Genomic DNA, 25,352 nt, shown 5'->3' with positions numbered 1-25,352 from the left:
GGGGAATCCGCATGGCCTTCGCCACTCAATCGTCACCGACCTCCGGCAACAAGGGCACGCCTGCACGTGGTGAGCGCTACACCGATTACCCGATGGCGCTGGGCGTGCTCACCACCATCTTCTTCATGTGGGGCTTCCTCACCTGCCTCAACGACATCCTGATCCCGCACCTGAAGTCGGTCTTCCAGCTGAGCTACGCGCAGGTGATGCTGGTGCAGTTCACCTTCTTCGGCGCGTACTTCCTGATGGCGTTGCCGGCCGGTCGGCTGGTTGCTGCACTGGGCTACAAGAAAGGCATCGTCGCCGGCCTGGGCATCGCCGGACTCGGCGCGCTGGGCTTCTGGCCGGCTGCCGGGCTGCAGTTGTATCCGGCCTTTCTCGGCGCGCTGTTCGTGCTGGCCACCGGCATCACCGTGCTGCAGGTGGCGGCCAATCCCTACGTGGCCCTGCTCGGCCCGGAGCGCACCAGCTCCAGCCGGCTGACCCTGGCACAGGCGCTGAATTCGTTCGGCACCTTTCTGGCGCCTTGGTTCGGCGGCCTGCTGATCCTGTCCAACGTGGTGAAAACCCCGACTGAGCTGGCAACGCTGGCGCCCGCCGAACAACTGGTCTATCAGACCCAGCAGGCGCAGGCGGTACAGGGACCCTACATCGGGCTGGCGGTGGTGTTGTTCCTGCTCGCGATCTTCGTGTGGCTGTTCCGGCTGCCGGCATTGACCGAAGCCACCGACAAGGACGACCACGCACGGCACGGCTTCGCCGAGGTGCTGCGCCATCCGCACGTGTTGTTCGGCGTGCTCGGCATCTTCTTCTACGTGGGCGCGGAGGTGTCGATCGGCAGCTTCATGGTCAACTACCTGTCGATGCCCGAGATCGGCCACATGAGCGAGCAGCAGGCCGCGAAGTATGTGTCCTGGTATTGGGGCGGCGCGATGGTCGGTCGCTTCATCGGCTCGGCACTGATGGCGAAGTTTTCGCCGCGCCGGCTGCTGGCGCTGTTCGCCGCGATCAACGCACTGCTGGTGCTGACCACCATGCTGAGCAGCGGCAGCATGGCGATGTACAGCATCATCGCGATCGGCCTGTTCAACTCGATCATGTTCCCGACCATCTTCGCGCTCGGCATCGAGCGGCTGGGCCCGATGACCAGCAAGGCGTCCAGCCTGCTGATCATGGCCATCGTGGGCGGTGCGATCATCCCGCCGCTGCAGGGCCTGTTCGCCGACCACATCGGCCTGCAGCATGCGTTCTTCCTGCCGCTGCTGTGCTACCTGTACATCGTGTTCTACGGCCTCAGCGGCTCGAAGATCCGCAACGTCCCGGCAACGGATGCCAGCGGGAGCCATTGAGATGACGAAACGTCCCATCCTGTGTTTCGGTGAAGCGCTGATCGACCTGCACGCCAACCGCAACGACGAGCGCGGCTTTGCCGCCAGCTTCGTGCCGTTCGCCGGCGGCGCGCCGGCCAACGTGGCGGTCGCCGCGGCGCGACTCGGCGGTCACGCCCGCTTCGCCGGCATGCTCTCGCGCGACCGTTTCGGCGATTTCCTGCTCGACAGCCTGCAGCACGCCGGCGTCGGCACCGCCGACGTCGTGCGCACCGATGCGGCGAACAGCGCGCTGGCCTTCGTCACGCTGGATACGCATGGCGAACGCAGTTTCAGCTTCTATCGCAACCACTCGGCCGACCTGCTGTTCCGCCCGGCGGACTTTCGCGCGGACACGTTCCGCGATGTTGCCGTGTTCCACGTCTGCTCGAACAGCATGACCGACCCGGCGCTGGCCGACACCACCCGCGAAGGCATGCAGCGCGCGCGCGGCGTGGGCGCGCTGGTCAGCTTCGACGTCAACCTGCGCCCGGCGCTGTGGCCGGCCGATACCGACCCGCGTCCGCTGTTGTGGCCGGCGCTGCATCTGGCCGACGTAGTGAAAATGTCGGCCGAGGAATTCGCGTGGCTGGCAATGGACGGCGAGCAGGCCGCGCTGGATCGGCTGTGGCGGGGCCGCGCCCGGCTGGTGGTGGTGACCGATGGCGACAAGCCGATGCGCTGGTTCCACCCCGATGCCGAGGGCGAGCTGCCGTGCTATCCCGTCGCAGCGGTCGACACCACCGCCGCCGGCGACGCCTTCGTCGGCGGGCTGCTGTGCTGCATGGCCGAGCTGGAGGCCAGCGCCGAGCGGATCGATCGACTGGTCACCGAACTGCCGCGGCTGCACGCGATGCTGCGCTTCGCCGCGGCCTGCGGCGCACTGACCGTGACCCGCCAGGGCTCGTTCGCCGCGATGCCCCACGGAGACGAAGTGCTGGCCTTCATGGAACAACAGGCATGAGCATGGCGCCCGACTTCCGCTCCGCCAGCTTCCTGCGCGAGCACATCGCACAGACGATGGCGTTCTACCACCCGCAGGCGATCGATCCGGCCGGCGGTTTCTTCCACTACTTCAAGGACGATGGCACGATCTACGACCGCCACCACCGGCACCTGGTCAGCAGCACCCGCTTCGTTTTCAACTACGCGATGGCGGCGATCGAGTTCGGCAACCAGGAGTACCTGGAAGCCGCTCGCCACGGCCTGCGCTACCTGCGCGAAGTACACCGCGATCCGTACAGCGGCGGCTACGCCTGGACGATCCGCGACGGCCAGCCGGAAGACCGCACCAACCACGCCTACGGCGTCGCCTTCGTGCTGCTCGCCTACGCCACTGCGCGCAAGGCCGGCATCGGCGAAGCCGCCGCATGGATGGACGAAACCTGGAACCTGCTGGAACAGCATTTCTGGGACGCCGGCGCCGGGCTGTACCGCGACGAGGCGGATGCCGACTGGCACTTCAGCGACTACCGCGGCCAGAACGCGAACATGCACATGTGCGAAGCGATGCTGGCGGCGTACCAGGCCAGCGACGATCCGCGCTACCTGGAACGCGCGTACACCCTCGCCGACCACATGACCCGACGCCAGGCTGCGCAGGCCGGCGGGCTGGTGTGGGAACACTACGACCGCCACTGGAACATCGACTGGGACTACCATCGCGACGACCCGAAACACCTGTTCCGGCCGTGGGGCTTCCAGCCCGGCCACCAGACCGAATGGGCCAAGCTGCTGTTGATCATGGAGCCGCTGCTGCTGGAACGCGGCCGCGAGGAAAACTGGCTGGCACCGACGGCGAAGCACCTGTTCGATACCGCACTGGCGCGTGCCTGGGACGATGACCACGGCGGCATCTGCTACGGCTTCGCGCCGGACGGCAGCGTGTGCGACGACGACAAATATTTCTGGGTGCAGGCCGAGTCGCTGGCCGCCGCCGCACTGCTGCACGCGCGCACCGGTCTGGCCACGTATGACGATTGGTACGGGAAACTGTGGACGTATGCGTGGCAGCATTTCGTCGATCATCGGTACGGCGCGTGGTACCGCATCCTCACCCGCGACAACCGCAAAATCGGCGACGAGAAAAGCCCGGCCGGCAAGACCGACTACCACACCATGGGTGCCTGTTACGAAGTACTGGCGCTGCTGCGCGCCGGCGGCCGCCCGTGATTTCCTACCTTCTCCCAGGTTGTCCATGAAGAATCCGCCATCCATGAAAAATCTGATGCTTCCCCTCGCCGCCGCGGCTGCCGTGCTGCTGGTCATGCCCGCGTTTGCCGCCGACACCGCGACGGCGCGCTTCGATCCGCTGCAGACCTTCGCGCCCTACAGCTATCCGCAACCGGCCACGGCGTATCGCTCGGCCAGCGGCAAGCCCGGCCCGCTGTTCTGGCAGAACCGGGCCGATTACCAGATCAAGGCCATGCTGGATCCGGCAACCCGCCTGCTCAGTGGCAGCGAGGTGATCAGCTACACCAACCACAGCCCCGACGCGCTGGACGTGCTGTGGCTGCAGCTGGACCAGAACCGCTATCGCAAGGACGCGCGCGGCGCGTTCACCGGCAAGTTTCCCACCGAGTTCACCGACGGCTATCGCATCGACTCGGTCGAGGTCGACGACGGCAGCGGTCATCTGCAGAAGGCCACGTGGACCGTGTCGGATACGCGCATGCAAGTGCAATTGCCGAACGCGCTGAAGGCAAAGGACGGCCAGCTGAAGCTGCACGTCCGCTGGAGCTTCACCGTGCCCGGCGAGTTCGGCGGGCGCATGGACGTCAACCCCAGCAAGAACGGCGAGATCTTCGAGATCGCGCAGTGGTACCCGCGCATGGCCGTGTACGACGACCTGCGCGGGTGGGACACCGCGCCCTACCTCAACAGCGAGTTCTATCTGGAATACGGCGATTTCGACTACGCGGTCACCGTGCCGTGGGACATGATCGTGGCCGGCTCCGGTGAACTGGTGAACCCGGAAGACGTGCTGACGAAGACCGAGCAGCAGCGGCTGGAACAGGCACGGCACAGCGACAAGACCGTGATGATCCGCAGCGCCGAGGAAGTCGCCCAGCCGTCCAGCCGTCCAAAACAGAGCGGCACGCTGACCTGGCACTTCCGCATGCAGAACACCCGCGACGTCGCGTTCGGCGCCTCGAAGGCGTTCGTGTGGGATGCCGCACGCATGAACCTGCCCGGCGGCAAGACCGCGCTGGCGATGTCGGTGTACCCGGCCGAAAGCGGCGGTGATGCGGCGTGGGGCCGCGCCACCGAGTACCTCAAGGCATCGACCGAGTACTTCTCGAAGCAGTGGTATCCGTACCCGTGGCCGGTGGCGATCAACGAGGCCGGCACCGCCGGCGGCATGGAATACCCGGGCATCACCTTCGACCACAAGCTGGCCAAGGGCAAGAGCCTGCACATGGTGATCGCGCACGAGATCGGCCATATCTGGTTCCCGATGATCGTAGGCAGCAACGAGCGGCGGGCCGCGTGGATGGACGAAGGCTTCAACACTTTCATCGACGTCTACGAAGATGACGCTTTCAATCACGGCGAGTACGCGCCCAAGCGTGACAGCGAGTACGCTCCCGGCGGCGGCAACCCCGCCGACGAGATCGCCGCCGTACTGAGCGATCCGCAGGCGCCGGCGCTGCTCAATGGCGCCGACATGACGCCGGAGAAATATCGTCACCCGATCAGCTACTTCAAGGGCGCGTTCGGGCTGGTGCTGCTGCGCGAGCAGATCATCGGGCCGGAGCGGTTCGATCCGGCATTTCGCCGCTACATCGCCACCTGGGCGTACAAGCATCCCAGCCCGTCGGATTTCTTCCGCTTCATGGAAAGCGAAACCGGTGAGGACCTGGGCTGGTTCTGGCGCGGCTGGTTCGAGCACAACTGGCAGCTCGACCTGGCCGTGCAGAAGGTCGCGCCGATTGACGGTCACTGGAGCCATGGCGCCGAAATCACCGTCGCCAACCTCGACCAGATGGTGCTGCCGGCGACGCTGGAAGTGACCTACGCCGACGGCAGCAAGCAGCAGGTTCGCGTGCCGGTGGAAACCTGGCAGCAGCACCGCAGCTACATCGTGCGCGTGGCCGGCAGCCAGCCGGTGAAGTCGGCCACGATCGACCCGGCCCACGCCTTGCCCGATTCGAATCGCGCCAACAACACCGCCACGCCGTAGTCAGCGCCGACCTGCCCGCTCAGTTGAGGGTCGGGCAGGTCCCTTCCACGCGCAGGCGGCCGGGGCTCACGCCGCTCACGCGCTTGAACAGACGCCGGAATGCCGCCTCGCTGCTGTAGCCCAGCTGCTGGGCGATGTCGGCCACCGACTGGCGGCGATCGCGCAGCATCTGCTCGGCCACCGTCACCCGCCACTGGGTGACGTACTGCATCGGCGGCATCTTCATCAGGTGGGTGAAGCGTTCGGCGAACGCCGAGCGCGACATGCACGCCAGGCAGGCCAGCGACTGCATGGTCCAACACTGCCCGGGCGTTTCGTGCACCGCATGCAGCACCCGGGAAATGCGCGGATCGCCGAGCGCCGCAAACAATCCGCGGTGCTCGCCCGCACGACTGGCGTAATCGCAGATCGCCAGCGTGAACAGGGCATCGGCCAGCTTGTTCAGCAGCACCTGGCGTCCCACCACGCCGGCATCGACCAGGGCCACCATCATCGAGGACAGCTGGCGGAACGTGGCACCGGCATCCCTGGCTCGAGTCACGAAACACGCCGGCAAGGCGTGACTGAGCGGGTGATGGGCGTTGCCCGGAAACTTCAGTTCGCCGCAGATGAAGCTGGTGCGGTCCGGATGCTCCGGGTGTCCGGGCACGTCCACGCTGAGGCGATGCGCATCGCCCTGCGGAAGCACCACCAGGTCGCCCGCCTCCAGTTGCACCGGCTCGCCCAGCGTGGGGCATTCGAACGTGCAGCGACCGGCGCCCACCAGGTGGAACAGGCCGGACCGGTAACGCGGCTGGCTCAGGAACCACGAGCCGCAACGGTGCAGCTCGGCCACCACTTCGACCTGCAGCATCGACTGGTTGAGCAACGATTCCAGCGCCGGCTCGATGAGCCGGGGCGGCGGCCCGTCGGGCCGGTCAGGATGCGGTTCGATATGCACGGGCGATCCCTCCATCGCGGGTTCTGTGCCAGCCTTTCGCCGTGGCCATGGCCAGGGTTACATCGAGTCCTGCTGCAGCCTCCAGCCGGCCAGCACACCATCGTCCAGCCAGCCACGCAGGATGCCGGCCATGCGCGGCATGGCGGCGGACGGGTCATGATGCTCCGCCAGCCGGTCGCACAACAGTGCAAATGATTCGTCGCGCATCGCGGCGGCCAGCACCATCCGCTCGTCGTCCTCGATCAGCCGATAGCGCACGGCCAGCGCCTGGCGCCACACCAGCAGGTGGCGCGAATGCCGGTATCGCCGCAGCCGCGGGCGCGCGACCTCCCGATCGGCGGCGCGGCGGAACGCCTCGACGTTGCAGACGCCGCTGAGGATCTGCAGGTGCGCCTGCGGGCGCAGGTGCAGATCGGCCCAGGCTTCGGCGGGCACGCTGGACAGCTGCACGGGATCCACCGCCACCTCGTCCACCGCGTCGAACGCGGTGGAGATGGCCCAGTCCAGTCGTGCCATCTCGGCCAGCGCGGGGCGTTCGCGCCAGGGCAGTCCGTACTCGAGAAACGCAGGCAGGCCGGCGCCGTGCCAGCGGATGTTGTAGTGGCCGGAGGGATGCGCGGCAACGTAGCTTTTCAGCAGCCGCTCGAAATCCCGTCCGGCGAGCAGGCGCAGGCCGGGAAACTCCTGCGCCAGCGCGTCGCGCAGCCGTATCCTGTAGCCCTGACGATAGACGTCCATACGGCTGGATGCATCGGCACGCTCGTCGCCGCGGAGCCCGCGCAGGCGCGGCGCCTTGTCGGCCAGCACGGCTTGCAGCATGCGCTGCTGCAGCGCCTGCAGACCGCTCATGCCGCGTCCTGCAGCAGCGGCAGCGCCAGCTGGCGCGCGTAGTCCAGCTCGGCCATGAGCTCGGCCAGAGGCGGGACATGGTCGTCGCGTTCGATCATCGTGGAGACCCGCCCGAAGCGCCGCACCGCCTGCCGGTAGAGCTGCCACACGTCATCGACGATGGGCGCGTCGTGCGTGTCGATCAGCAACGGCCCGCCCTGCTCGTGGCCGGCCAAGTGAAACTGCTGCACCCGCGCGGCGGGGATGCCGTCGAGGTAGGCCAGCGGCGAAAACCCATGGTTGTGCGCGCTGACGTGGATGTTGTTGATGTCCAGCAGGATCAGGCAATCCGCCCGCTCGGCCACCGCGGCCAGAAACTGCCACTCGGTCAGCTGCGCATCGGCAAAGCTGATGTAGCTGGAGACGTTTTCCAGCAGGATGCGCCGCCCCAGCACGTCCTGCACACGGCTGACGCGCTCCACCACATGGGCCAGCGCCTCCTCGGTATACGGCAGCGGCATCAGGTCATGCAGGTTCACGCCCTGCACGCCGGTCCAGCACAGGTGGTCGGAAATCCACGCCGGCTCGACCCGATGCGCCAGTGCCGACAGCCGCGCCAGGTAACCGTCATCCAGCGGATCGGTGCTGCCGATCGACAGCGACACGCCGTGCATCACCAGCGGAAAGCGCTGGCGAAACCGCTCCAGCCATGCCAGCGGCCGGCCGCCGGGCACCATGTAGTTTTCGGAAACGATTTCCAGCCACTCGACATTGCCCGGTTGCTCGAGCAAGTCCTCGTAGTGGTCCACGCGCAGGCCCAGCCCGTAGCCCAGGTACGGCAGCGGGTGATCGGAAGTGCAGGCATTCATGGCAGGTCCGGGCAATGGCGGACTTGCAGCGCGCTGCAAGCCCGCCTGGCGATCAGGGTGCCGACTTCGCCGCAGCCTGGGCGGCGCTGCAGTCCTGCTGGCTCTTCTGCATGGTGAAGCCCTGGCCCTTGCACGAGTTCTGGCCCTTGCACGAATTGCTGGCCTGCTTGCACGCGCCGTGTCCCTTGCAGGACGAGGAATGCATGCACTTGACGGCGGCGGTGTCGCCGGTGGCGGTCTTGTCGGCGGCGACCGCGGACATCGACGTGGCGGCGAACAGGCCGGCAACCAGGATAGCCATCGCACCGCTGTTGAACGTGTTGGTCTTCATGAAGGAACTCCTCGGAAAGTGGGCGCCGCGATCTTGCGGCAAAGGTGGAAGGGTCGGCGGTTGCCACACGCTGTGGCGGTGTTCCGACGGAACGCATTCTCGACATCGCCAGTGGCGCTGGCTGTCCCCGTGCATCCCGTTTTTGTGCCCGATCGTCCGGCATCGCACCGGCGCCGGCAGGACCGGACGCACGGCAAGAAAGCATGGACGCACGACCATGGCGCAGGCAGTGGCGCAGTCCGCATCATGCTGCCCACTCATTCCACCGGATTCCCGCCATGCGCTCTTTCCTCGCTGCCCGCGCTTCGCGCCTGCTCGACCTGCTCCACTCCGTGCGCTGGCTTGGCCCGCTCGTGCTGCGCCTGGTATTCGGCTACTTCTGGCTGGAAACAGGCATTGCCAAGGTGCACAACCTGGACGGCTTCACCCAGCGCTTCGTCGGCTGGGGCATTCCGTTTCCCGAGTTCAGCGCGGCACTGTCGGCGTGGACCGAACTGCTTGGCGGACTGCTGATCCTGCTCGGCCTGTTCACCCGCCTGGTCTGCATCCCGATGATCATCAACATGATCGTTGCGGTGACCCTGGTGGTGTCGAGCAACCTGATGGGCCTGGACGACTACGTCGAAGCGGACGAGGTCGTCTACAGCCTGATCTTCTTCTGGCTGCTGATCGCCGGCCCGGGCAAGGCCAGTCTGGACACGCTGCTGGCGCGCTGGCTGGGCATCCGCGCGGCGGCATGACCGGCGCCACCGATACGCACCGCGCCACTCCGGGCGCGGCATGCCACAACAAACCCCGCAACAGGTGGCTTCATGAAAGCATTTCCAGGCATGTTTCTGTGCGGCGCACTGCTGCTGGCGAGCGCCACGGCAAGGGCCGACGAAGTGCCATTCAACCAGGTGCAGTTCGCCCAGGCCAACGCCGCCGGCAAACCGATAGCCGTCTATTTCCACGCCGACTGGTGCCCCACCTGCCGGGTGCAGCAGCCGATCATCGACCGGCTCAGCGCCGAACCGCCGCTGCGGGGGGTGACGATCTTCGTGGCTGACTACGACACCGAAACCGCGCTGGAAAAAGCCCTGAAGGTGACGCAGCAATCGACCCTGGTGATCTTCCGGATGGGGCATGAGGTGGGACGCTCCACCGGCCAGACCCGGGAGTCGGCGATCCGCGCGACGCTGCAACAGGCGCTGTGATGGATTTCGGCATCGGCACCTATGCGGTGGGTTTTCTCGCCGGTGCCGCCTCCATCCTGTCGCCCTGCGTGCTGCCGATCCTGCCGATCCTGCTTGCCTCGGCGCTGTCCGCACATCGGTTTGGCACGGCGGCACTCGCGCTGGGGCTGGCCTTGTCGTTCGCGCTGGTCGGCACGTTCATCGCGACACTGGGCGCTTCCGTCGGCGTGAACACGCAAACGTTGCGGCAGGTGGCGGCCGCGCTGATGCTGGTGTTCGGCGCGGTGATGCTGCTGCCATCGCTACAGACCGTGTTCGCGCGCTTCAGCGCGCGCCTAGGCAATACCGGCCAATACGCACTGGGCGCGATTCGCGGCGAAGGCCCGACGAGCCAGTTCCTGATCGGCCTGCTGCTGGGCGTAGCCTGGAGCCCGTGCGTCGGCCCAACGCTGGGCGCCGCCACCACGCTCGCGGCGCAGGGCCGGGACCTGCCCCATATCGCCATGCTGATGCTGCTTTTCGGGCTGGGCGCGGGGCTGCCGCTGCTGATCCTGGGGGGCGCGTCGCACGCAACCATGCTGCGCATGCGCGGCTCGCTGAACCGGCTCGGCCGCGCCGCGAAGTCCGCGATGGGCGGCCTGTTCGCGCTGCTCGGGCTGCTGATCCTCAGTGGCATGGACCACCGACTCGAAGCGATGCTGCTGTCGATCAGCCCGGACTGGCTGACCCGGCTGACCACCGCGCTGTGATGGCGCCGCCAACCTTCCGCCGGACATGAAAGAACCCGCTCGAAAGCGGGCTCCAGTGTGCCGCGACAGGCGGGAGCGCGTTCGCTAGAACGGAATCTCGTCGTCAGCGAAACCGCTGTCGGCCGGTGCCGGCGCCTGGCGTGACGGGCTGCTGCCGTAGTCGTCGCCGCCGCGGGGTTGACCGCCGCCCTGACGCTGGCCGCCGCTGGACTGGCTGCGTTCGCGTGGAGCGCCGCCACCGCCACCGCCGCCCTCATTGCCGCCGAGCATCTGCATCTCGCTGGCGATGATGTCGGTGCTGTAGCGCTCGACGCCGGCCTTGTCGGTGTACTTGTCGGTGCGCAGCGAGCCTTCGATGTAGACCTGACGGCCCTTCTTCAGGTAATCGCCGGCGATCTCGGCCAGCCTGCCGAACAGCTTCACGCGGTGCCACTCGGTGCGCTCCTGCTTCTCGCCCGACTGCTTGTCGGTCCACGATTCGGAGGTGGCCAGGTTGATCGTGGTGACGGCGGTGCCGCCGCCGGTGTGGCGCATTTCCGGATCTGCGCCAAGGTTGCCGACCAGGATGACTTTGTTGATGCCGCGTGCCATGGGATGCCCTCGTTGGGTCGGCCGTACGTCAGGAGTAGTTACGGCCGATGTGGTGAATCTCGCTGGCTATCATAACCTTGCCGGCCACCGAATCCACCTGCCGAAACCCCGTTCCCGCGTGGTCCGACTCCGCTGCGGGTCGTCTGTGGCGGAAGACGGGCGCCGCAAGGGTTCTGGCCGTCGTCAGCGCCGAGCGCGGGTTGCACGACTCGGTCCCCGGTGGCAGCTCGTCGCATGAAAAACCGGCTTTCAAAAGGCATCCAGGACCAGCTGCCTGGCTCAGTCCGCGTCGAGCCGGTAGCGCCTGGCCAGCATGTCACCGACGAATGCCAGCGCGCTGAAGGCCAGGCAAAGCGTGCAGATGCCAGCCCATCCCGCAATCGCCCACATCACGCCGGCGCTCGCGGCACCGATGCTGCCTCCGATGAAGAACACACCTACGAAGAGGCCGTTCAATCGGCTGCGCGCGCCCGGGTCAAGCATGTTGACTGCCCGGCGGCCGAGGGTCTGGTCACCGATGGCACCTGCATCGACGATGATGGCGGCGGCGACGAGCAAGGCCAGCGCAAGGGCCGGATGTGCCGCGATGTCCAGGCCGAACCAGCCCGTACCGGCGATGCCGGCCAGCACGCTTCCGGCAAGCAGGCAGGCGTGTGCGATGGGCATGCCCACGGCGCTGTACCCACGGTCGCCGGCGTTGCCGGCCAGCGGCGCAATGACGATGCCGGCCACGCCGGCGAACGCGAACATGGCCAGGCCGTTACTGCCGAGCGAGAAAGGTGCCTGTACCAGGCGCAGGCCTATGCCGGTCCAGAAAGCACCGAACGCGGCCATCACGATGGCGGCGGAATACGCATAACGACGCAGTACCGCTTCGCGCCTCCACAGGGTCCACAGCGATGCGACCAGCGCCGGATACGACTGGGCGCTTGCCGGCTGGCGCAACGGCAGCCAGCGCCACAGCGCGACGGCAAGCAGTGCATCGAGTCCCGCGAGAATGCCGTAGAAGGCACGCCAGCCCAGCGTGCCGGCCACGACGCTGGCCAGCGGGCGTGAGAACAGGATGCCCAGCATGACGCCGCTCATTACATTGCCCACGGCGCTGCCGCGACGGTCCGGGTGCGCCATCGCCGCCGCCAACGGCACCAGGATCTGGATCGCACACGATGTCGTTCCGGCGAAGCAGATGGCGAAGAAAAACAGCGATGCCGTCGGCGCCACCGCCGCCAGTGCCAGCATCAGCGCGCAGGAAAGCAGGGTCACGACGGTGAGCCGGCGGTTTTCCAGCAAGTCCGCGAGTGGCACGACGAAGAGCATGCCCACCGCATAACCGAGCTGCGGAAGCATCGCAACCAGCCCCACGAGTGACGCAGGCAGATGCAATGCGCGGGCGACGGGACCCGTCAATGGCTGCGCCGCCGTGAGGTTGATGATGATGACGCTCACCGCAAACGCGAACAGCGCGGTCAGCGGACCGGTCAAGGGAGGTGTCGGTGCACGCGCCTCTCCCATGGCGAGCTGGTGCGGGGAATCGAAGCGCATCGCGGAGACCCTTTTCAAACAAGAGGCCAGCGATGTTAAATACATGCATATCATGCTTCAATTGAATAATACTCATAGTAACTATGTGAATTAGACAATATTCCCGGACGGGCCCACTCCATGAACACCCGTGACATAAGCGCGTTCATCGCGGTCGTCGAGACTGGCTCGATCGTGCAAGCGGCCGCAGCCATGCATCTCACGCAGCCGGCCGTAACACGCCGCATGCAGAGCCTGGAAATGCTGCTCGGCGTCGAATTGCTGGACCGGCAATCCAAACCACTGCGTCCAACCGCCGCGGGGCGCGAGGTTTACGAAAAGGGACGCCAGCTGCTGCACGCCGAGGCGGACCTGATGGCGCTTGTCCGCGAAGATGTCGAGCCGACCGGTGAATTGCGGCTGGGCATGCCGCCCTATCTCGCCGACTTGACCCTGGCCGCACCGGTGGATGGCCTGCGCGAACGTTTCCCCCGACTCACGCTGCGCATCCAGACCAGCTGGTCGCAAAGCCTGGTCGAGCACGTCGAGCAGGGCATGCTCGATGCCGCCGTCATCGGGTTCGCGGAAGACACGGCGCCGCCCGCCGGCCTGACAGCCCACGCGTTCAGCCGGCAACCGATCAGGATCGTCGCGTCACCTGCCCTGAACCTGCGTACACGGGTCAGCTTGAAGGATCTTTCCGCCTTTCCCTGGGTTCTCAGCCAGAACGGCTGCGGCATGCGATCCGCGCTCCGCCGCTCGATGGAAGCACAAGGGCTGCCGTTCGACGTCGCGGTCGAAGCCATCGGCGCCGACCTGCAACTGTCGCTGGTCTCGCGCGGCGCGGGGGTCGGCATGATCACCGCCGACCTGCTCGCATCGAGCGCGTACCGGGAAACACTGAAGGTGCTCAGCGTGAGCGACTTCAAGTCCGATATCGTTGCATGGCTCGTCCACCGCCCGTTGCCGCCACGGCTGAAGGCACCCGTAGCGTTGCTGCTGCAGGAACTGGAGAAACTCGCGAGCAGGCAGCCTGGAGCACCGCGTGCGAGAAAGCGGGCTTGAAACAGACTCCCCTGCGCCACGCCAGGAACCGTTCCGGGCCGTCGGCCATCAGGGAGCGACTTCAGCTGCCGCCGAGAAACCGATAACCCACTCCCGGCTCGGTCTTCAGCCAGCGCGGCGAGACGGGATCGTCGCCCAGCTTCTGGCGCAACTTGCCCAGCACGATGCGCAGGTAGTGGGTGTCCTGCACATGGGTGGGGCCCCACACCTCGCGCAGCACCTGCTGCTGGGTCACCACGCGGCCGCTGTGGTGCAGCAGCAAAGCCAGCACGGCAAATTCCTTGCGGGTGAGCGACAGCAATGCGCCATCCAGGCGAACCTCGCGGCGCGCCATGTCGACCGCGAGGTGGCCGTCGTCGTAGCGCGGCGGCAGCTCCGGCTCGCCGGGGCGGTTGCGCAGCAGCGCGCGCAGGCGCGCCATCAGCTCCTGGATGCCGAACGGCTTGGTCACGTAGTCGTTGGCGCCATGGTCGAGCGCGCGCACCTTCTCGCTCTCCGCATCGCGCACGGACAGCATCAGCACGGGTACCTGGCTCCACTGGCGCAGTTCGGCCAGCACGTCGTGGCCTTCGCGATCGGGCAGGCCGATGTCGAGGATCACCAGATCGGGCGACTGCGTGGCCGCCAGCGCCAGTCCATCCGCCGCATTGGCGGCGAGCAGCACCTCGTAGCCTTCGGCGCGCAGGCCGATGTCGAGGAAGCGGCGAATCTGCGCCTCGTCGTCGATCACCAGGATGCGCGGTGCTGCTGAGGTCATGGGTTTGTGTCGGGCGGCGCCGGCAACGGCAGGCTGATACGGATGGTGGTGCCGATGCCGTCGCCCGGCAAGGCCTCCACACTGCCGCCATGCGCGCCGATCATGCCGCGGCAGATCGCCAGGCCCAGCCCGGTGCCTGGCCCGGTACCTTGGGGCGCACGGTCGCCGCGCGATACCGAATAGAACATGTCGAAGATGCGCGAGCGCTCGTCCTCCGGAATGCCCGGACCGCGGTCGCCGACATCGATCTGCAGGCAGTCGTCGATGCTGCGCGCGGTCACACGCACAGCCTCACCCGGTGGCGAGAAACGCGCGGCATTTTCCAGGATGTTGAACAGCGCCTGCTCGATCAGCGCCGGATGCACGTACAGCAGCACCGGCTCGGCCGGTGCCAGCGTCTCCACCCGCAGGTCGGGAAACAGCTTGCGCAGCCGGCCCACCGCCGCGGCCACGATCTCCGCGCTGTCGGTCCAGTCGCGGTTGAGCTTCAGCGTGCCGTGGCCGAGCCGGGTCATGTCGAGCAGGTTCTGGATGTAGCGGTCGAGCCGCTGGCCCTCTCCGAGGATCGCCTCCAGCAGTTCGCGCCGCTCGTCCGGCGGCAGCTTGTCCTCGTAGCTGACCAGGGTGCCGGCGGCGCCGATCATCGAGGCCAGTGGTGAGCGCAGGTCATGCGACACCGACGACAGCAGCGCGTTGCGCAGGCGTTCGGTCTCGCCCTGCACGCGTGCGCCTTCGAGCTCATCCGACAACCGCGCACGTTCCAGCGCCTGGCCGATGTCCTGGGTCATCGCCAGCGCGAGGCTGCGCTGGTCGGGGTCGGGCTCACCCAACGCGGGATCGAAACGCAGCGCCACCGCGCCCAGCGGACGGGTTTCGCTGCCCAGCGGCAGTACCCAGCATGGCGCGCCGTTCAAGGTGTCGGTGTAGCGACCGGCCTGTTCGCCGTGCCGGTCGCTCCAATCGGCGGCAGCCAGATCCTGGGCAGACAGCGCGCGTCCGGGCGGCACGCTCGACACCGCGCGCAGCACCTGCTCCGCGTCGCGGGCGAGGATCGCCGCGTCGCAGCGCAGCGCATGCGCCAGCGCCCGGCTGCCGGCGTCGCGGATGCCGCCGGCGTCGGTGCTGGTGGTCAGTTGCTGGCCCAGCGTCAGCAGCGCACGTGCCTGCACGTGGGCGCCGCGCAATGACTCCACCTGGCTGGCCAGCCGCGTGGCGAGTCGGCTACACACCAGCGCGGCCACCAGGAACAGAACCACGGCCAGCACGTCGTCGACGTTGGCGATCATCAGCGTGTAGCGCGGTGGCGCAAAGAAGAAGTTGTAGCCGATAAAACACAGGATGGCCGTATAGACGGCCACCGCCATGCGTGTGCGCACCGCCACCACCAGCACCGCGGTGAGGAAGATCAGCGACAGGTTGGCCACCGACAGGTAGCGATCGGCCACGAACGCCAGGCCGAACGCGACCAGCGTGGCGAGCGTGGCATACAGGTATTCACCGCGCGAACCGCGCTCGCGCGGCAGCCGCAACCGCCGACGCGCCTTCGCCCGCTCGACCGGCGTGGCGATGATGGTCAGCTCCATGTGGGCACCGCGGCGCAGCAGCAGCTGGGTCAGCGAACGGCCCAGCATGCGCGCCACCAACCGTTCACGCGTACGCCCGAGGATGATCTGGCCGACGCCCTCGCGATCGGCATGCGCCAGCAGTTCGTCGGCAATCGCGTGGCCGCGCAGGATGATCGCCTCGCCGCCGAGCCGGCGCGTCAGCCGCATCGCCGCATCCAGCTGTTCGCGTCGCGCCGGGTCCAGCCGGCTGCCGGTATCGACAAAGGCCACGCTCCACGGTGCACCGCGACGCTCGGCGATGCGCCGCGCCACGCGCACCAGGTATTCGCTCTGTGCATGCCCGTCGATCGCCGCCATCACGCGGCGGCGCACGGGCATCGCGCCGCCGCGCGCCAGCATGTGTTCGCGCAGGTCGCTGTCCACATGGCCGGCGATGGTGTCCACCGCCAGTTCGCGCAGCGCCGCCAGGTTGGTCGGCGAGAAGAACGCGTCCAGCGCGGCGGCCGCGGTCTCCGGAACGTAGACCTTGCCCTGCTTCAGTCGGCCGATCAGTTCGCGCGGCGGCAGGTCGACCAGTACGATGTCGCGCGCACGGTCGAGGAACGCATCGGGCACCGTCTCGCGCACGGTGATGCCGGTGATGCGGCGCACCTGGTCATTGAGGCTTTCCAGATGCTGCACGTTGAGCGCGCTGTAGACCTCGATGCCGGCGTCGAGCAGCTCGGCGATGTCCTGCCAGCGCCGCTCATGCCGGCCACCCGGCAGATTGCGGTGCGCCAGCTCGTCGACCAGCAGCACCGCCGGCTTGCGCGCCAGCGCGGCATCCAGATCGAACTCCGTGAAGTCGCGCTCGCTGCCGTCGGACGACTTGTAACGCACCTGGCGGCGCGGCAACACCTCCATGCCTTCCAGCAAGGCCGCGGTTTCGGCGCGGCCGTGCGTCTCCACCAGGCCGACCACCACGTCGATGCCCTGCCGCTTCAGCTCGCGCGCGGCCGACAGCATCGCGTAGGTCTTGCCGACGCCGGGAGCGGCGCCGAGAAAGATCTTCAGTCGGTGGGTGCTCTCGTCGTGCCCGGTGTTGAGCAACGCATCGGCACGCGCTTCGCGGGAAGGCTCACTCATTCGCTGGTCAGTCCGGTGAATGACGCTACGTTAGCGCGATCAGCTGCCATGCGCCCGCGGTGTATCCAGCGCGAGATTGAGCTGAAGCACGTTGACCCGCGGTTCGCCCAGCATGCCGAGCTGGCGCCCGCTGGTGTATTCGTTCACCAGCGCCTGCACCTGCGACGTACTAAGCCCGCGTGCCCTGGCCACCCGTGCCACCTGGTACTGCGCCGCGGCCGGGCTGATCTCCGGGTCGAGGCCGCTGCCCGAAGCGGTGACCAGATCCACCGGCACCGGCGCAGTATTGCCCGGATCGGCCGCCCGCAGCGCAGCGATGCGCTGCTTCACCGCGTCGGTCAGCGCCGGGTTGGTCGGTCCCTGGTTGGAACCGGACGAAGCGCTGGCGTTGTACGCATTCGGCGAGGTCGCCGACGGACGACCCCAGAAGTACTTCGGATCGGTGAACGACTGGCCGATCAGCGCCGAGCCGACTGGCTTGCCGTCCTTCACGATCAGGCTGCCGTTGGCTTGCCGCGGAAAGATCAGCTGGGTCAGCCCGGTAGCGGCCAGTGGATAGAGCACGCCGGTGATCACGGTCATCAGCAACAGCAGGACAAAGGATTGGCGCAATAGTTTGCTCATGGGTAGTCACCGTTCTTTTTGAAAGTGCGGCCATGGATGGCCGCTTGTTGCATTTCGCGATCATGGATCGATCGCACTAGAAAGTTCCTTGCAGCATCACGAAACCGCGTGAACCACCGACATTGCGCGTGTCACTGGCATCGAGGAAGCTGGAAGTGCGGCGGTAGAAATCCGCGTTGGTGGCGTAGGTGAGGCCTGCACTCAGCGACCAGTGCGTGGCGACCTGATACTTCAGCGTGGCGCCGAAATCGCTGTAGCCGGGGTCGCGCGCGCCGTTGGCCAGAGGCGTGACCAGCGTGGTGGTGTAGTGGGTGTGGCCGGCGTGCAGCGCCAGACTCCATGCGTCGCTTAACGGGAACATGGCGTCCAGCTGCAGGTAGCCCGTGCCCTTCGAATCGCCGCGATAGCCTTGCTCGGTATCCACGCCGAAATAATCGGTGAGCGAATGGTTGTACTTCAGCGTGAACTGCTTCCAGGTCAACGCGGCATTGGCCTCGACGGTGTTGAGCGAGCGCGATGGCAGCCCGGCCTGGTCGAGGTTGGCGCCGGGATAGACATAGCCATAGATGCCGGCGCGCCACGACCAGTCGCTGCTGATCGCCTGACCGTAGCTGGCATACAGATCCAGCTCCATCGCGCCGCCGGGATAGCTGCGCTCGCTGATGCTCGAACCCCAGAAGCCGGCCGCGAAGCCATTCGGATCGGCGTAGTCGGCGCCGCCCTGGATCGCCGGACGACCCCAGGTCTGGGTGAGGCCACGGAACATATAGTCGGAGGTCACCGCGACATTGCCGGTGACCGGGCTGGCCGGTGCGTCGTCGGCATGAACGACGGCAACGCAACCGATGGAGAGGAAAGCTGCCGCAGCAGCGAGGGAACGCAATTTCATGGGAGAACTCCGCCATCGCGCCTGTCGCGGGCGATGCGCATCGAATGGATCGGGACAACGGCTTCAGATGCCGGCGTAACCGCCGAGCACGTAATCGTCATGGGCACGGCTCGCCGCATCGCTGGAATCGGCTTCGGCGACGGCCACCGGCCCGCTGCGCGGGCGCCGCGGCAGCGCAATCACCACGTCACAGTCCGAGTCGTTGGCGGACAGGTGCAGCTCGATGTCCGGATGCGTTTCGTCGGGAAGGGATACGGATACTTTCAGGGTCTGCATTGCAAAACTCCACGGAGGGGATTCGTCATCCCGGCGAAGGCCGGCATGACAGGGAAGGTGGTCAAGCCAGTCCGCACAGGACCAGCAACATGTCGATGAGCTTGATGCCGATGAACGGCACCACGATGCCGCCGAGTCCGTAGACCAGCAGGTTGCGGCGCAGCAGCGCACCGGCGCCGAGCGCGCGGTACTTCACGCCCTTCAGTGCCAGCGGAATCAGGAAGATGATGATCAGCGCATTGAAGATCACCGCCGACAGGATCGCGCTCTGCGGTGTCGCCAGATGCATCACGTTGAGCGCGTTGAGCGCCGGATAGGTGGTCGCGAACGCCGCCGGAATGATCGCGAAGTACTTGGCGATGTCGTTGGAAATCGAGAACGTGGTCAGCGCGCCGCGGGTGATCAGCATCTGTTTGCCGATTTCCACCACCTCGATCAGCTTGGTCGGGTTGGAATCGAGGTCGACCATGTTGCCGGCCTCTTTCGCCGCCTGCGTGCCGGTGTTCATCGCCACCGCCACATCGGCCTGGGCCAGCGCCGGCGCATCGTTGGTGCCGTCGCCGCACATCGCCACCAGCCGGTTTTCAGCCTGGATGTCGCGGATCAGCTTCAGCTTGGCTTCGGGCGTGGCCTCGGCCAGAAAATCGTCGACGCCAGCCTCGGCAGCAATCGCCGCGGCGGTGAGCGGGTTGTCGCCGGTGATCATGATGGTCTTGATGCCCATCTTGCGCATCTCGGCGAAGCGCTCCTTGATGCCGCCCTTGACGATGTCCTTCAGCTCGATCACGCCCAGCGCACGGGCGCCCTCGGTGACGATCAGCGGGGTGGCGCCGCGACGCGCGATGTCCTCGGCCATGCGCTTGACCAGCGGCGGCAGGTGGCTGTTCTGCGCCTCCAGATGTTTCTCCACGGCATCCAGTGCGCCCTTGCGGATCTGCCGCGTGCCGAAATCGACGCCGCTCATGCGGGTCTGCGCGGTGAACGGGACGAACTGCGCGTGCATCGCCTCGAGCTGCTGCTCGCGCAAGCCGAAGTTATCCTTGGCCAGCACCACGATGCTGCGGCCTTCCGGTGTTTCGTCGGCCAGCGAGGCAAGCTGCGCGGCCTCGGCCATGATCTTTTCGTCGATGCCCGGTGCCGGATAAAACGCCACCGCCTGGCGATTGCCCAGCGTGATGGTGCCGGTCTTGTCCAGCAGCAGCACGTCGACGTCGCCGGCCGCTTCGACGGCACGGCCGGAGGTGGCGATCACGTTGGCGCGGATCATCCGGTCCATGCCTGCGATACCGATCGCCGACAGCAGCGCACCGATGGTGGTGGGAATCAGGCACACCAGCAGCGCGATCAGCACGGTGAGCGTGATCGGGTTGCCGGCACCGGTCGCCTGCACGCTGTAGATCGAATACGGCAGCAGCGTGGCGCAGGCGAGCAGGAAGATCAGCGTGAACTTGGCCAGCAGGATGGTCAGTGCGATCTCGTTCGGCGTCTTGCGCCGCTTGGAGCCTTCCACCATCGCGATCATGCGATCGAGGAAGCTCTCGCCCGGATTGCTGGTAATGCGCACCACCAGCCAGTCCGACAGCACGAGGGTGCCACCGGTGACCGCGCTTCGGTCGCCGCCGGATTCGCGGATCACCGGCGCGGATTCGCCGGTGATCGCGCTCTCGTCCACGCTGGCCGCGCCGACCACCACTTCACCGTCGCCGGGAACCTGCTCGCCCGCCTCGACCAGCACGTGATGGCCGGTGCGCAGATCGCTGGAAGGCACGAAGGTGATTGCGGCATCGCGCTCAGGCGACGCCAGCTTCTTGGCGATCACGTCCTTGCGCGAACTGCGCAGCGCATCGGCCTGCGCCTTGCCGCGGCCTTCCGCCAGCGCCTCGGCGAAGTTCGCGAACAGCAGGGTGAACCACAGCCACAGGCTGACCCAGAAGATGAAACCGGTCGGTGCCTCGCCATGACCGGCGAGCGCCTGCACCCACAGCAGCGAGGTCAGCACGCTGCATACGAACACCACGAACATCACCGGGTTGCGGAATTGCAGCCGCGGCGACAGCTTGCGGAACGAATCGGCCATCGCCGTAAATATCAGCTCACGGTTGAAACCACTAACTGCTTGGGTTTGCGAAGTCATTGATCAGTGCCCCATGGCGGACATGAGTTGCTCGGCGATCGGCCCCAGGGCCAGCGCCGGAAGGAAGGTCAGCGCGCCGACCACGATCACCACGCAGGCCAGCAGCGTGACGAACAGCGGCGTATGCGTGGGCAAGGTGCCAGCAGATTCGGGCACATGGCGCTTGGCGGCGAGCGAGCCGGCCATCGCCAGCATCGCGATGGCGAGCGGGAAACGGGCAAGGAACATGCAGATGCCGAGCAGCACGTTCCAGAACGGCGTGTTCGCCGAGAGTCCGCCGAACGCACTGCCGTTGTTGTTCGACGCCGAGCTGACCGCGTAGAGGATCTCACTGAAACCATGCGCGCCGGGATTGGCCATGCCTGCCACACCGGCCGGCGTCATCACCGCGATGGCCGTACCGATCACCACCAGCGCGCACGGCAGCAGCACCGCGAGGCTGGCCATCTTCATTTCATAGGCCTCGATCTTCTTGCCGAGGTATTCGGGCGTGCGGCCCACCATCAGACCGGCGATGAACACCGCCACCACCGCGAACGCGAGCATGCCGTACAGGCCCGAGCCGACGCCGCCGAAGATCACCTCGCCCAGCTGCATCAGCCACATCGGCACCAGGCCGCCGAGCGGGGTCAGCGAATCGTGCATCGCATTCACCGCGCCGCACGAGGCGGCCGTGGTGATCGCCGCGAACAGGCCGGACGAGACGATGCCGAAGCGCGTCTCCTTGCCTTCCATGTTGCCGCCCGCCTGCAGCGCCGAGGCATGCGCATCCACCGCCAGCCCGTGCAGTGCCGGGTTGCCGGCCTGCTCCGCCGCAACCAGGCCTATCGCGAGCGGGATGAAAATCAGCAGCATCGTGGCGAGGATGGCCCAGCCCTGCCGCCGATCGCCGACCATGCGACCGAACATCACGCACAGCCCGCCGGGGATCAGGAAGATCGCCAGCATCTCGATGAAGTTGGAGAACGGCGTGGGGTTCTCGTACGGATGCGCGGAGTTCGCGTTGAAGAAGCCGCCACCGTTGGTGCCGAGCATCTTGATCGCGATCTGCGAGGCAGCCGGCCCCATCGGCAGGGTCTGCGTGGTAACCGCCGTTTGCGTGGTCACGTCGTGGCCGGCAGCGTCCTTCGCGGTCGTCGCGTAACTGCTCGTCTGCAGCACCGGCACGTCGACATACGGCTTGAAGTTCTGCACCACGCCCTGCGACACCAGCAACAAAGTCATCAGCAGCGACAGCGGCACCAACACATACAGCGTGCTGCGCGTGAGATCGACCCAGAAGTTGCCGAGGCTTGCCGAACTGCGCCGGCTGAAGCCGCGCACCACCGCCACCAGCACCGCGATCCCGGTCGCCGCGGAGAGGAAGTTCTGCACTGCCAGCCCCAGCATCTGGGTCAGGTAGCTCATCGTCGACTCGCCGCCGTAACCCTGCCAGTTGGTGTTGGTGGCAAAGCTGATTGCGGTATTCATTGCCGAGTCGGACGACACCGCGGCGAAGTGCTGCGGATTCAGCGGCAGCCACTGCTGCACGCGCTGCAGTACGAACACTGCCAGCACGCCCAGCACGTTGAACAGCAGCATGGCCAGCGCGTAGCGCTTCCAGCTCATCTCCTCGGTGCTGCTGATTCCGCACAGGCGATAGATGCCGCGTTCCATGCGGCCGCCGAAGCGGGTGATGCGGTTGGGTGCATCGGCGAAGACCAGCGCCATATAGCTGCCGACCGGTTTCACCAGCAGCAGCAACACCGCCAGGAACAGGCCGATCTGGAGAAAATCATTGGTGGTCATTCGAACCACTCCGGCTTGAGCAGGGCCACGCACAGGTAGCCGGCCAGCGCCACCGCGATGAGCGCGGCGAGGACGTAGAGAACATTCATGGTTGGGAACTCATGCTGATGAGGAAGGCGGACGCGGAAACCGGTTTACTTGCGCGGACTCAGCCGATCGCAGATCAGCACAAAGCCCAGCGTCGCCGCGCACAGCACGAGCAGGAACAACAGGTAGACGAAATCCATCGGCGTCGACTCAAGGAAAGGACGACGCGCACTGTAGGAAGTGCCGTATAAGAACGGGGTAGCGATTTGGCCGCTTCGCGTATAGAACGCGTAAAGTTTTCCGCGGCGCGGATCAGGCCGTCATGTGCAGCGGGTCGGCAGCGCTGCCAGCGGCGTCCGGCGGCAGCCGGTCGATCGTGTAGCCCGCCGCATCCCATGCATCGAGGCCGCCAAGCAACGGGCGTACGCGACGGTAGCCGATCGCCATCAGCAGCTTGGCCGCCTTGGCGGCAGACACTTCGTTCGGGCAGCTGCAGTAGATCACCAACTCGCGATCCGGCGGAATGCCGAGCAACGCCTGATCGACGCCGTCGAGGTCGGCCAGCAAGGCGCCGGGGATGATCCGCGTATCGAGCAGACGCGCGGCCTGCGAGCGCACGTCGACCACCACCGGCGATTGTCCGTCGGCGATGGACTGGTTCAATTCGTCCACCGTGATGCGCGCCATGCGCAAGGCCACCAGCAGACGCCGGCGCTGCCACCATTTGGCGGCGATATAGAGCGCGAGCAGAACCAGCAGCAATTCGAAGGCCAGCGTGCCGGCACTGGCCAGCGCCGCCAGCACCACATCGATCTGCGCGGCAAAGGCGTAACCCACCCCGACCGCAAGACCCCCCCACAGCAGCGAGCCGAGCCCGTCGAGCAGCACGAACGTCGGCATGCGCAGACCCATCGCGCCCATCAGCGGCGGCGCCACCGTCGACAGCCCCGGCACGAACTTGGCGATCAGCAGTACCCGTCCGCGCCAACGCTGGAAGCGCAACTCGGACTGCTTCACGCAGGAATCGGGCGACAGCGATATGCGGCAGATCGTGCGCATCACGCCGGCACCGAAACGCCGACCCGCCCAGTACCACGCCAGATCACTGAGCAGGCAGGCCAGCACCGCCGCCAGCACCACGCCAGCCACCGGCAACCTGTCGTTCGCTGCCAGTGCACCGGCCACGATCATGGTGGGCACCGCGGGCACCGGTACGCCGGCCTGCTCCACCAGCACGTTGAAGAACACCAGCAGCAAGCCGTATTGCGCGATCAGCGCGATGATTTCATGGGCCATCGGATCGGTACTCGATGCACGTGCGCGTAACTGCAGGCACTCATGATTGGGCCAGCCACTGGCTATTGCAAACCCTGGCGGGGATCGCCGGCGCCACTGCGCATGCTCGGCGGGTAGCGTGCATGGTTTTTTGGCCAGCTGATCGCCGAATGGCGCGGTTTGCCACGGGATGTCACGGCGCAATCCGCGGCACGGCCCTATAATCACGCCGATACGCCGCCTTGAAGCCTTCATGACCCCGATGCCAGCCGACGCCAGCCGCCCCGCCGACTTCGCCCATGTGCGTGACCTTGCCGCTGCCGACATGCAGCGGGTCGACGCACTGATCCGCCAGCGGCTGTCGTCCGACGTGGTGCTGATCAACCAGATCGCCGACCACATCATCGCCAGCGGCGGCAAGCGGCTGCGCCCGATGCTGCACGTACTGGCCGCCGGTGCCGCCGGCTACCAGGGTGAGCACCACACCAAGCTGGCGGCGATCATCGAGTTCATTCACACCTCCACCCTGCTGCACGACGACGTGGTCGACGAGTCCGACCTGCGCCGCGGCCGCAAGACCGCCAACGCGCTGTGGGGCAACGCCGCCAGCGTGCTGGTCGGCGATTTCCTCTATTCGCGCTCGTTCCAGCTGATGGTGGAACTGGACGACATGCGCATCATGCGCATCCTGGCCGACACCACCAACACCATCGCCGAGGGCGAGGTGCTGCAACTGCTCAACATCGGCAACGCCGACGTCAGCGAAGCGGCGTACCTGGCCGTGATCGAACGCAAGACCGCCGTGCTGTTCGCCGCCGCCACCGAGCTGGGCGGCCTCCTCGGTGGCCTGCCGGACGATCAGGTCGCCGCGCTGCGCCGCTATGGCATGGAGCTGGGCTACGCGTTCCAGATCGCCGACGACCTGCTCGATTACGTTTCCGATGCCGACACGCTGGGCAAGAACATCGGCGACGACCTGGCCGAAGGCAAGCCGACCCTGCCGCTGATCTACGCGCTGGAAAAGGCCAGCCCGGACCAGGCGCTGTCACTGCGTCACGCGATCGAACACGGCGGCCTCGACTCGCTCGATCGCATCATCGCCTCGATCCGTGATTCCGGAGCACTGGAGCGCACCCGCGAGCGAGCGCTTATCCATGCGCAAGCCGCGCGCGATGCGCTGGTCATGCTGCCCGCCTCCCACTACCGCGATGCGCTGGTCACGCTGGCCGACTATTCGGTGCAGCGCACGTTCTGACGGCACGCGCCGGCTCCT

General features: G+C 66.7%; 24 protein-coding genes. 9 read left to right on the top strand and 15 right to left on the bottom strand.

Annotated features, from left to right (window positions below):
* Nucleotides 1–11: 11 nt before the first annotated feature.
* From fucP to EAH75_RS10090, 4 genes are read left to right on the top strand one after another with little or no spacing between them, the layout of a single operon-like run.
* Nucleotides 12–1,349 (top strand): L-fucose:H+ symporter permease, encoded by a 1,338-nt coding sequence (gene fucP / locus EAH75_RS10105; protein WP_140648501.1) that lies wholly within the window; start codon nt 12–14, stop codon nt 1,347–1,349.
* A complete protein-coding gene (locus tag EAH75_RS10100) occupies nt 1,345–2,331 on the top strand; it encodes a carbohydrate kinase family protein (protein WP_193557778.1) in 987 nt (328 codons plus the stop codon). Before fucP ends, EAH75_RS10100 begins: the two co-directional genes overlap by 5 nt.
* Entirely contained in the window at nt 2,328–3,539 is a 1,212-nt protein-coding gene (locus EAH75_RS10095; RefSeq protein WP_140648499.1) for an AGE family epimerase/isomerase, read from the top strand. Before EAH75_RS10100 ends, EAH75_RS10095 begins: the two co-directional genes overlap by 4 nt.
* 43 nt (nt 3,540–3,582) lie before the next feature.
* Nucleotides 3,583–5,550, top strand: a complete 1,968-nt coding sequence (locus EAH75_RS10090; protein WP_140648498.1) for a M1 family metallopeptidase — start codon at nt 3,583–3,585, stop codon at nt 5,548–5,550.
* 19 nt (nt 5,551–5,569) lie between these two features.
* Here EAH75_RS10090 and EAH75_RS10085 read toward each other — a convergent pair whose 3' ends face one another.
* The 4 genes from EAH75_RS10085 to bufA2 are packed head-to-tail and all read right to left on the bottom strand — an operon-like array spanning nt 5,570 to nt 8,518.
* The gene (locus EAH75_RS10085; RefSeq protein ID WP_161596179.1) at nt 5,570–6,490 is read right to left on the bottom strand and encodes an AraC family transcriptional regulator; all 921 of its coding nucleotides are present in this window, start codon (nt 6,488–6,490) and stop codon (nt 5,570–5,572) included.
* 57 nt (nt 6,491–6,547) lie between these two features.
* Nucleotides 6,548–7,339 (bottom strand): DNA-binding domain-containing protein, encoded by a 792-nt coding sequence (locus EAH75_RS10080; RefSeq protein ID WP_140805344.1) that lies wholly within the window; start codon nt 7,337–7,339, stop codon nt 6,548–6,550.
* Complete coding sequence (gene bufB, locus EAH75_RS10075; protein ID WP_140805342.1) at nt 7,336–8,187, bottom strand: MNIO family bufferin maturase; 852 nt, start codon at nt 8,185–8,187, stop codon at nt 7,336–7,338. The genes EAH75_RS10080 and bufB overlap by 4 nt, the downstream gene beginning before the upstream one ends.
* A gap of 52 nt (nt 8,188–8,239) precedes the next feature.
* Nucleotides 8,240–8,518 carry a BufA2 family periplasmic bufferin-type metallophore gene (gene bufA2, locus EAH75_RS10070; RefSeq protein ID WP_140648494.1) on the bottom strand — a complete coding sequence of 93 codons (279 nt, stop codon included), beginning with the start codon at nt 8,516–8,518 and terminating at the stop codon, nt 8,240–8,242.
* A 278-nt stretch (nt 8,519–8,796) separates the two neighbouring features.
* On the opposite strand from bufA2, the gene EAH75_RS10065 reads away from it, so the two are divergent.
* The 3 genes from EAH75_RS10065 to EAH75_RS10055 all read left to right on the top strand — a co-directional run bounded on the left by EAH75_RS10065 (nt 8,797) and on the right by EAH75_RS10055 (nt 10,442).
* Nucleotides 8,797–9,258, top strand: coding sequence for a DoxX family protein (locus tag EAH75_RS10065; RefSeq protein ID WP_140648493.1), 462 nt, complete (start codon nt 8,797–8,799; stop codon nt 9,256–9,258).
* Nucleotides 9,259–9,330: 72 nt separating this feature from the next.
* Nucleotides 9,331–9,714, top strand: coding sequence for a thioredoxin family protein (locus EAH75_RS10060; protein ID WP_140648492.1), 384 nt, complete (start codon nt 9,331–9,333; stop codon nt 9,712–9,714).
* Nucleotides 9,714–10,442: a cytochrome c biogenesis CcdA family protein gene (locus tag EAH75_RS10055; protein WP_140648491.1), complete on the top strand. Its 729-nt coding sequence runs from the start codon at nt 9,714–9,716 to the stop codon at nt 10,440–10,442. The genes EAH75_RS10060 and EAH75_RS10055 overlap by 1 nt, the downstream gene beginning before the upstream one ends.
* A gap of 84 nt (nt 10,443–10,526) precedes the next feature.
* Here EAH75_RS10055 and ssb read toward each other — a convergent pair whose 3' ends face one another.
* Both ssb and EAH75_RS10045 read right to left on the bottom strand, forming a co-directional pair.
* Nucleotides 10,527–11,033 (bottom strand): single-stranded DNA-binding protein, encoded by a 507-nt coding sequence (gene ssb, locus EAH75_RS10050; protein WP_140648490.1) that lies wholly within the window; start codon nt 11,031–11,033, stop codon nt 10,527–10,529.
* Between the two features lie 279 nt (nt 11,034–11,312).
* Nucleotides 11,313–12,575, bottom strand: a complete 1,263-nt coding sequence (locus EAH75_RS10045; RefSeq protein ID WP_140648489.1) for an MFS transporter — start codon at nt 12,573–12,575, stop codon at nt 11,313–11,315.
* A gap of 120 nt (nt 12,576–12,695) precedes the next feature.
* Between EAH75_RS10045 and EAH75_RS10040 the strand changes: the two genes are divergently transcribed.
* Nucleotides 12,696–13,619, top strand: coding sequence for a LysR family transcriptional regulator (locus EAH75_RS10040; protein ID WP_140648488.1), 924 nt, complete (start codon nt 12,696–12,698; stop codon nt 13,617–13,619).
* A gap of 61 nt (nt 13,620–13,680) precedes the next feature.
* Here EAH75_RS10040 and EAH75_RS10035 read toward each other — a convergent pair whose 3' ends face one another.
* From EAH75_RS10035 to EAH75_RS09995, 9 genes are all read right to left on the bottom strand, one after another.
* On the bottom strand, nt 13,681–14,376 hold the full coding sequence (locus EAH75_RS10035; RefSeq protein ID WP_140648487.1) for a response regulator: 696 nt from the start codon (nt 14,374–14,376) through the stop codon (nt 13,681–13,683).
* Nucleotides 14,373–17,066 carry a sensor histidine kinase gene (locus EAH75_RS10030; RefSeq protein WP_140648486.1) on the bottom strand — a complete coding sequence of 898 codons (2,694 nt, stop codon included), beginning with the start codon at nt 17,064–17,066 and terminating at the stop codon, nt 14,373–14,375. Before EAH75_RS10030 ends, EAH75_RS10035 begins: the two co-directional genes overlap by 4 nt.
* Before the next feature lie 39 nt (nt 17,067–17,105).
* Complete coding sequence (gene kdpC, locus EAH75_RS10025; RefSeq protein WP_140648485.1) at nt 17,106–17,690, bottom strand: potassium-transporting ATPase subunit KdpC; 585 nt, start codon at nt 17,688–17,690, stop codon at nt 17,106–17,108.
* A 76-nt stretch (nt 17,691–17,766) separates the two neighbouring features.
* Nucleotides 17,767–18,579: a TorF family putative porin gene (locus EAH75_RS10020; RefSeq protein WP_140805339.1), complete on the bottom strand. Its 813-nt coding sequence runs from the start codon at nt 18,577–18,579 to the stop codon at nt 17,767–17,769.
* Between the two features lie 63 nt (nt 18,580–18,642).
* Nucleotides 18,643–18,855 (bottom strand): hypothetical protein, encoded by a 213-nt coding sequence (locus EAH75_RS10015; RefSeq protein ID WP_140648483.1) that lies wholly within the window; start codon nt 18,853–18,855, stop codon nt 18,643–18,645.
* 61 nt (nt 18,856–18,916) lie between these two features.
* Nucleotides 18,917–20,989, bottom strand: coding sequence for a potassium-transporting ATPase subunit KdpB (kdpB, locus tag EAH75_RS10010; protein ID WP_140805336.1), 2,073 nt, complete (start codon nt 20,987–20,989; stop codon nt 18,917–18,919).
* 3 nt (nt 20,990–20,992) lie between these two features.
* Nucleotides 20,993–22,777: a potassium-transporting ATPase subunit KdpA gene (gene kdpA, locus EAH75_RS10005; RefSeq protein ID WP_140805334.1), complete on the bottom strand. Its 1,785-nt coding sequence runs from the start codon at nt 22,775–22,777 to the stop codon at nt 20,993–20,995.
* Nucleotides 22,774–22,866, bottom strand: coding sequence for a K(+)-transporting ATPase subunit F (gene kdpF, locus EAH75_RS10000; RefSeq protein WP_140648480.1), 93 nt, complete (start codon nt 22,864–22,866; stop codon nt 22,774–22,776). Before kdpF ends, kdpA begins: the two co-directional genes overlap by 4 nt.
* 250 nt (nt 22,867–23,116) lie before the next feature.
* Entirely contained in the window at nt 23,117–24,100 is a 984-nt protein-coding gene (locus EAH75_RS09995) for a VTT domain-containing protein (RefSeq protein ID WP_140648479.1), read from the bottom strand.
* A 232-nt stretch (nt 24,101–24,332) separates the two neighbouring features.
* On the opposite strand from EAH75_RS09995, the gene EAH75_RS09990 reads away from it, so the two are divergent.
* Complete coding sequence (locus tag EAH75_RS09990; RefSeq protein WP_140648478.1) at nt 24,333–25,334, top strand: polyprenyl synthetase family protein; 1,002 nt, start codon at nt 24,333–24,335, stop codon at nt 25,332–25,334.
* The last annotated feature ends 18 nt before the right edge of the window (nt 25,335–25,352 follow it).

Origin of the sequence: Rhodanobacter glycinis (assembly GCF_006438785.1) — a bacterium.
GTDB classification, from domain to species: Bacteria; Pseudomonadota; Gammaproteobacteria; order Xanthomonadales; family Rhodanobacteraceae; genus Rhodanobacter; species Rhodanobacter glycinis_A.
The sequence above is the reverse complement of the archived record's forward strand: the minus strand, read 5'-3'. Positions and strand labels throughout refer to the sequence as shown.

Excerpts from the sequence above, each read along its gene's own strand:
- fucP (WP_140648501.1), top strand. The coding sequence starts at position 12 with ATGGCCTTCGCCACTCAATCGTCACCGACCTCCGGCAACAAGGGCACG.
- EAH75_RS10095 (WP_140648499.1), top strand. The coding sequence starts at position 2,328 with ATGAGCATGGCGCCCGACTTCCGCTCCGCCAGCTTCCTGCGCGAGCAC.
- EAH75_RS10090 (WP_140648498.1), top strand. The coding sequence starts at position 3,583 with ATGAAAAATCTGATGCTTCCCCTCGCCGCCGCGGCTGCCGTGCTGCTG.
- EAH75_RS10080 (WP_140805344.1), bottom strand. The coding sequence starts at position 7,339 with ATGAGCGGTCTGCAGGCGCTGCAGCAGCGCATGCTGCAAGCCGTGCTG.
- bufB (WP_140805342.1), bottom strand. The coding sequence starts at position 8,187 with ATGAATGCCTGCACTTCCGATCACCCGCTGCCGTACCTGGGCTACGGG.
- bufA2 (WP_140648494.1), bottom strand. The coding sequence starts at position 8,518 with ATGAAGACCAACACGTTCAACAGCGGTGCGATGGCTATCCTGGTTGCC.
- EAH75_RS10065 (WP_140648493.1), top strand. The coding sequence starts at position 8,797 with ATGCGCTCTTTCCTCGCTGCCCGCGCTTCGCGCCTGCTCGACCTGCTC.
- EAH75_RS10060 (WP_140648492.1), top strand. The coding sequence starts at position 9,331 with ATGAAAGCATTTCCAGGCATGTTTCTGTGCGGCGCACTGCTGCTGGCG.
- EAH75_RS10055 (WP_140648491.1), top strand. The coding sequence starts at position 9,714 with ATGGATTTCGGCATCGGCACCTATGCGGTGGGTTTTCTCGCCGGTGCC.
- ssb (WP_140648490.1), bottom strand. The coding sequence starts at position 11,033 with ATGGCACGCGGCATCAACAAAGTCATCCTGGTCGGCAACCTTGGCGCA.
- EAH75_RS10045 (WP_140648489.1), bottom strand. The coding sequence starts at position 12,575 with ATGCGCTTCGATTCCCCGCACCAGCTCGCCATGGGAGAGGCGCGTGCA.
- EAH75_RS10040 (WP_140648488.1), top strand. The coding sequence starts at position 12,696 with ATGAACACCCGTGACATAAGCGCGTTCATCGCGGTCGTCGAGACTGGC.
- EAH75_RS10035 (WP_140648487.1), bottom strand. The coding sequence starts at position 14,376 with ATGACCTCAGCAGCACCGCGCATCCTGGTGATCGACGACGAGGCGCAG.
- EAH75_RS10030 (WP_140648486.1), bottom strand. The coding sequence starts at position 17,066 with ATGAGTGAGCCTTCCCGCGAAGCGCGTGCCGATGCGTTGCTCAACACC.
- kdpC (WP_140648485.1), bottom strand. The coding sequence starts at position 17,690 with ATGAGCAAACTATTGCGCCAATCCTTTGTCCTGCTGTTGCTGATGACC.
- EAH75_RS10020 (WP_140805339.1), bottom strand. The coding sequence starts at position 18,579 with ATGAAATTGCGTTCCCTCGCTGCTGCGGCAGCTTTCCTCTCCATCGGT.
- EAH75_RS10015 (WP_140648483.1), bottom strand. The coding sequence starts at position 18,855 with ATGCAGACCCTGAAAGTATCCGTATCCCTTCCCGACGAAACGCATCCG.
- kdpB (WP_140805336.1), bottom strand. The coding sequence starts at position 20,989 with ATGACTTCGCAAACCCAAGCAGTTAGTGGTTTCAACCGTGAGCTGATA.
- kdpA (WP_140805334.1), bottom strand. The coding sequence starts at position 22,777 with ATGACCACCAATGATTTTCTCCAGATCGGCCTGTTCCTGGCGGTGTTG.
- kdpF (WP_140648480.1), bottom strand. The coding sequence starts at position 22,866 with ATGAATGTTCTCTACGTCCTCGCCGCGCTCATCGCGGTGGCGCTGGCC.
- EAH75_RS09995 (WP_140648479.1), bottom strand. The coding sequence starts at position 24,100 with ATGGCCCATGAAATCATCGCGCTGATCGCGCAATACGGCTTGCTGCTG.
- EAH75_RS09990 (WP_140648478.1), top strand. The coding sequence starts at position 24,333 with ATGACCCCGATGCCAGCCGACGCCAGCCGCCCCGCCGACTTCGCCCAT.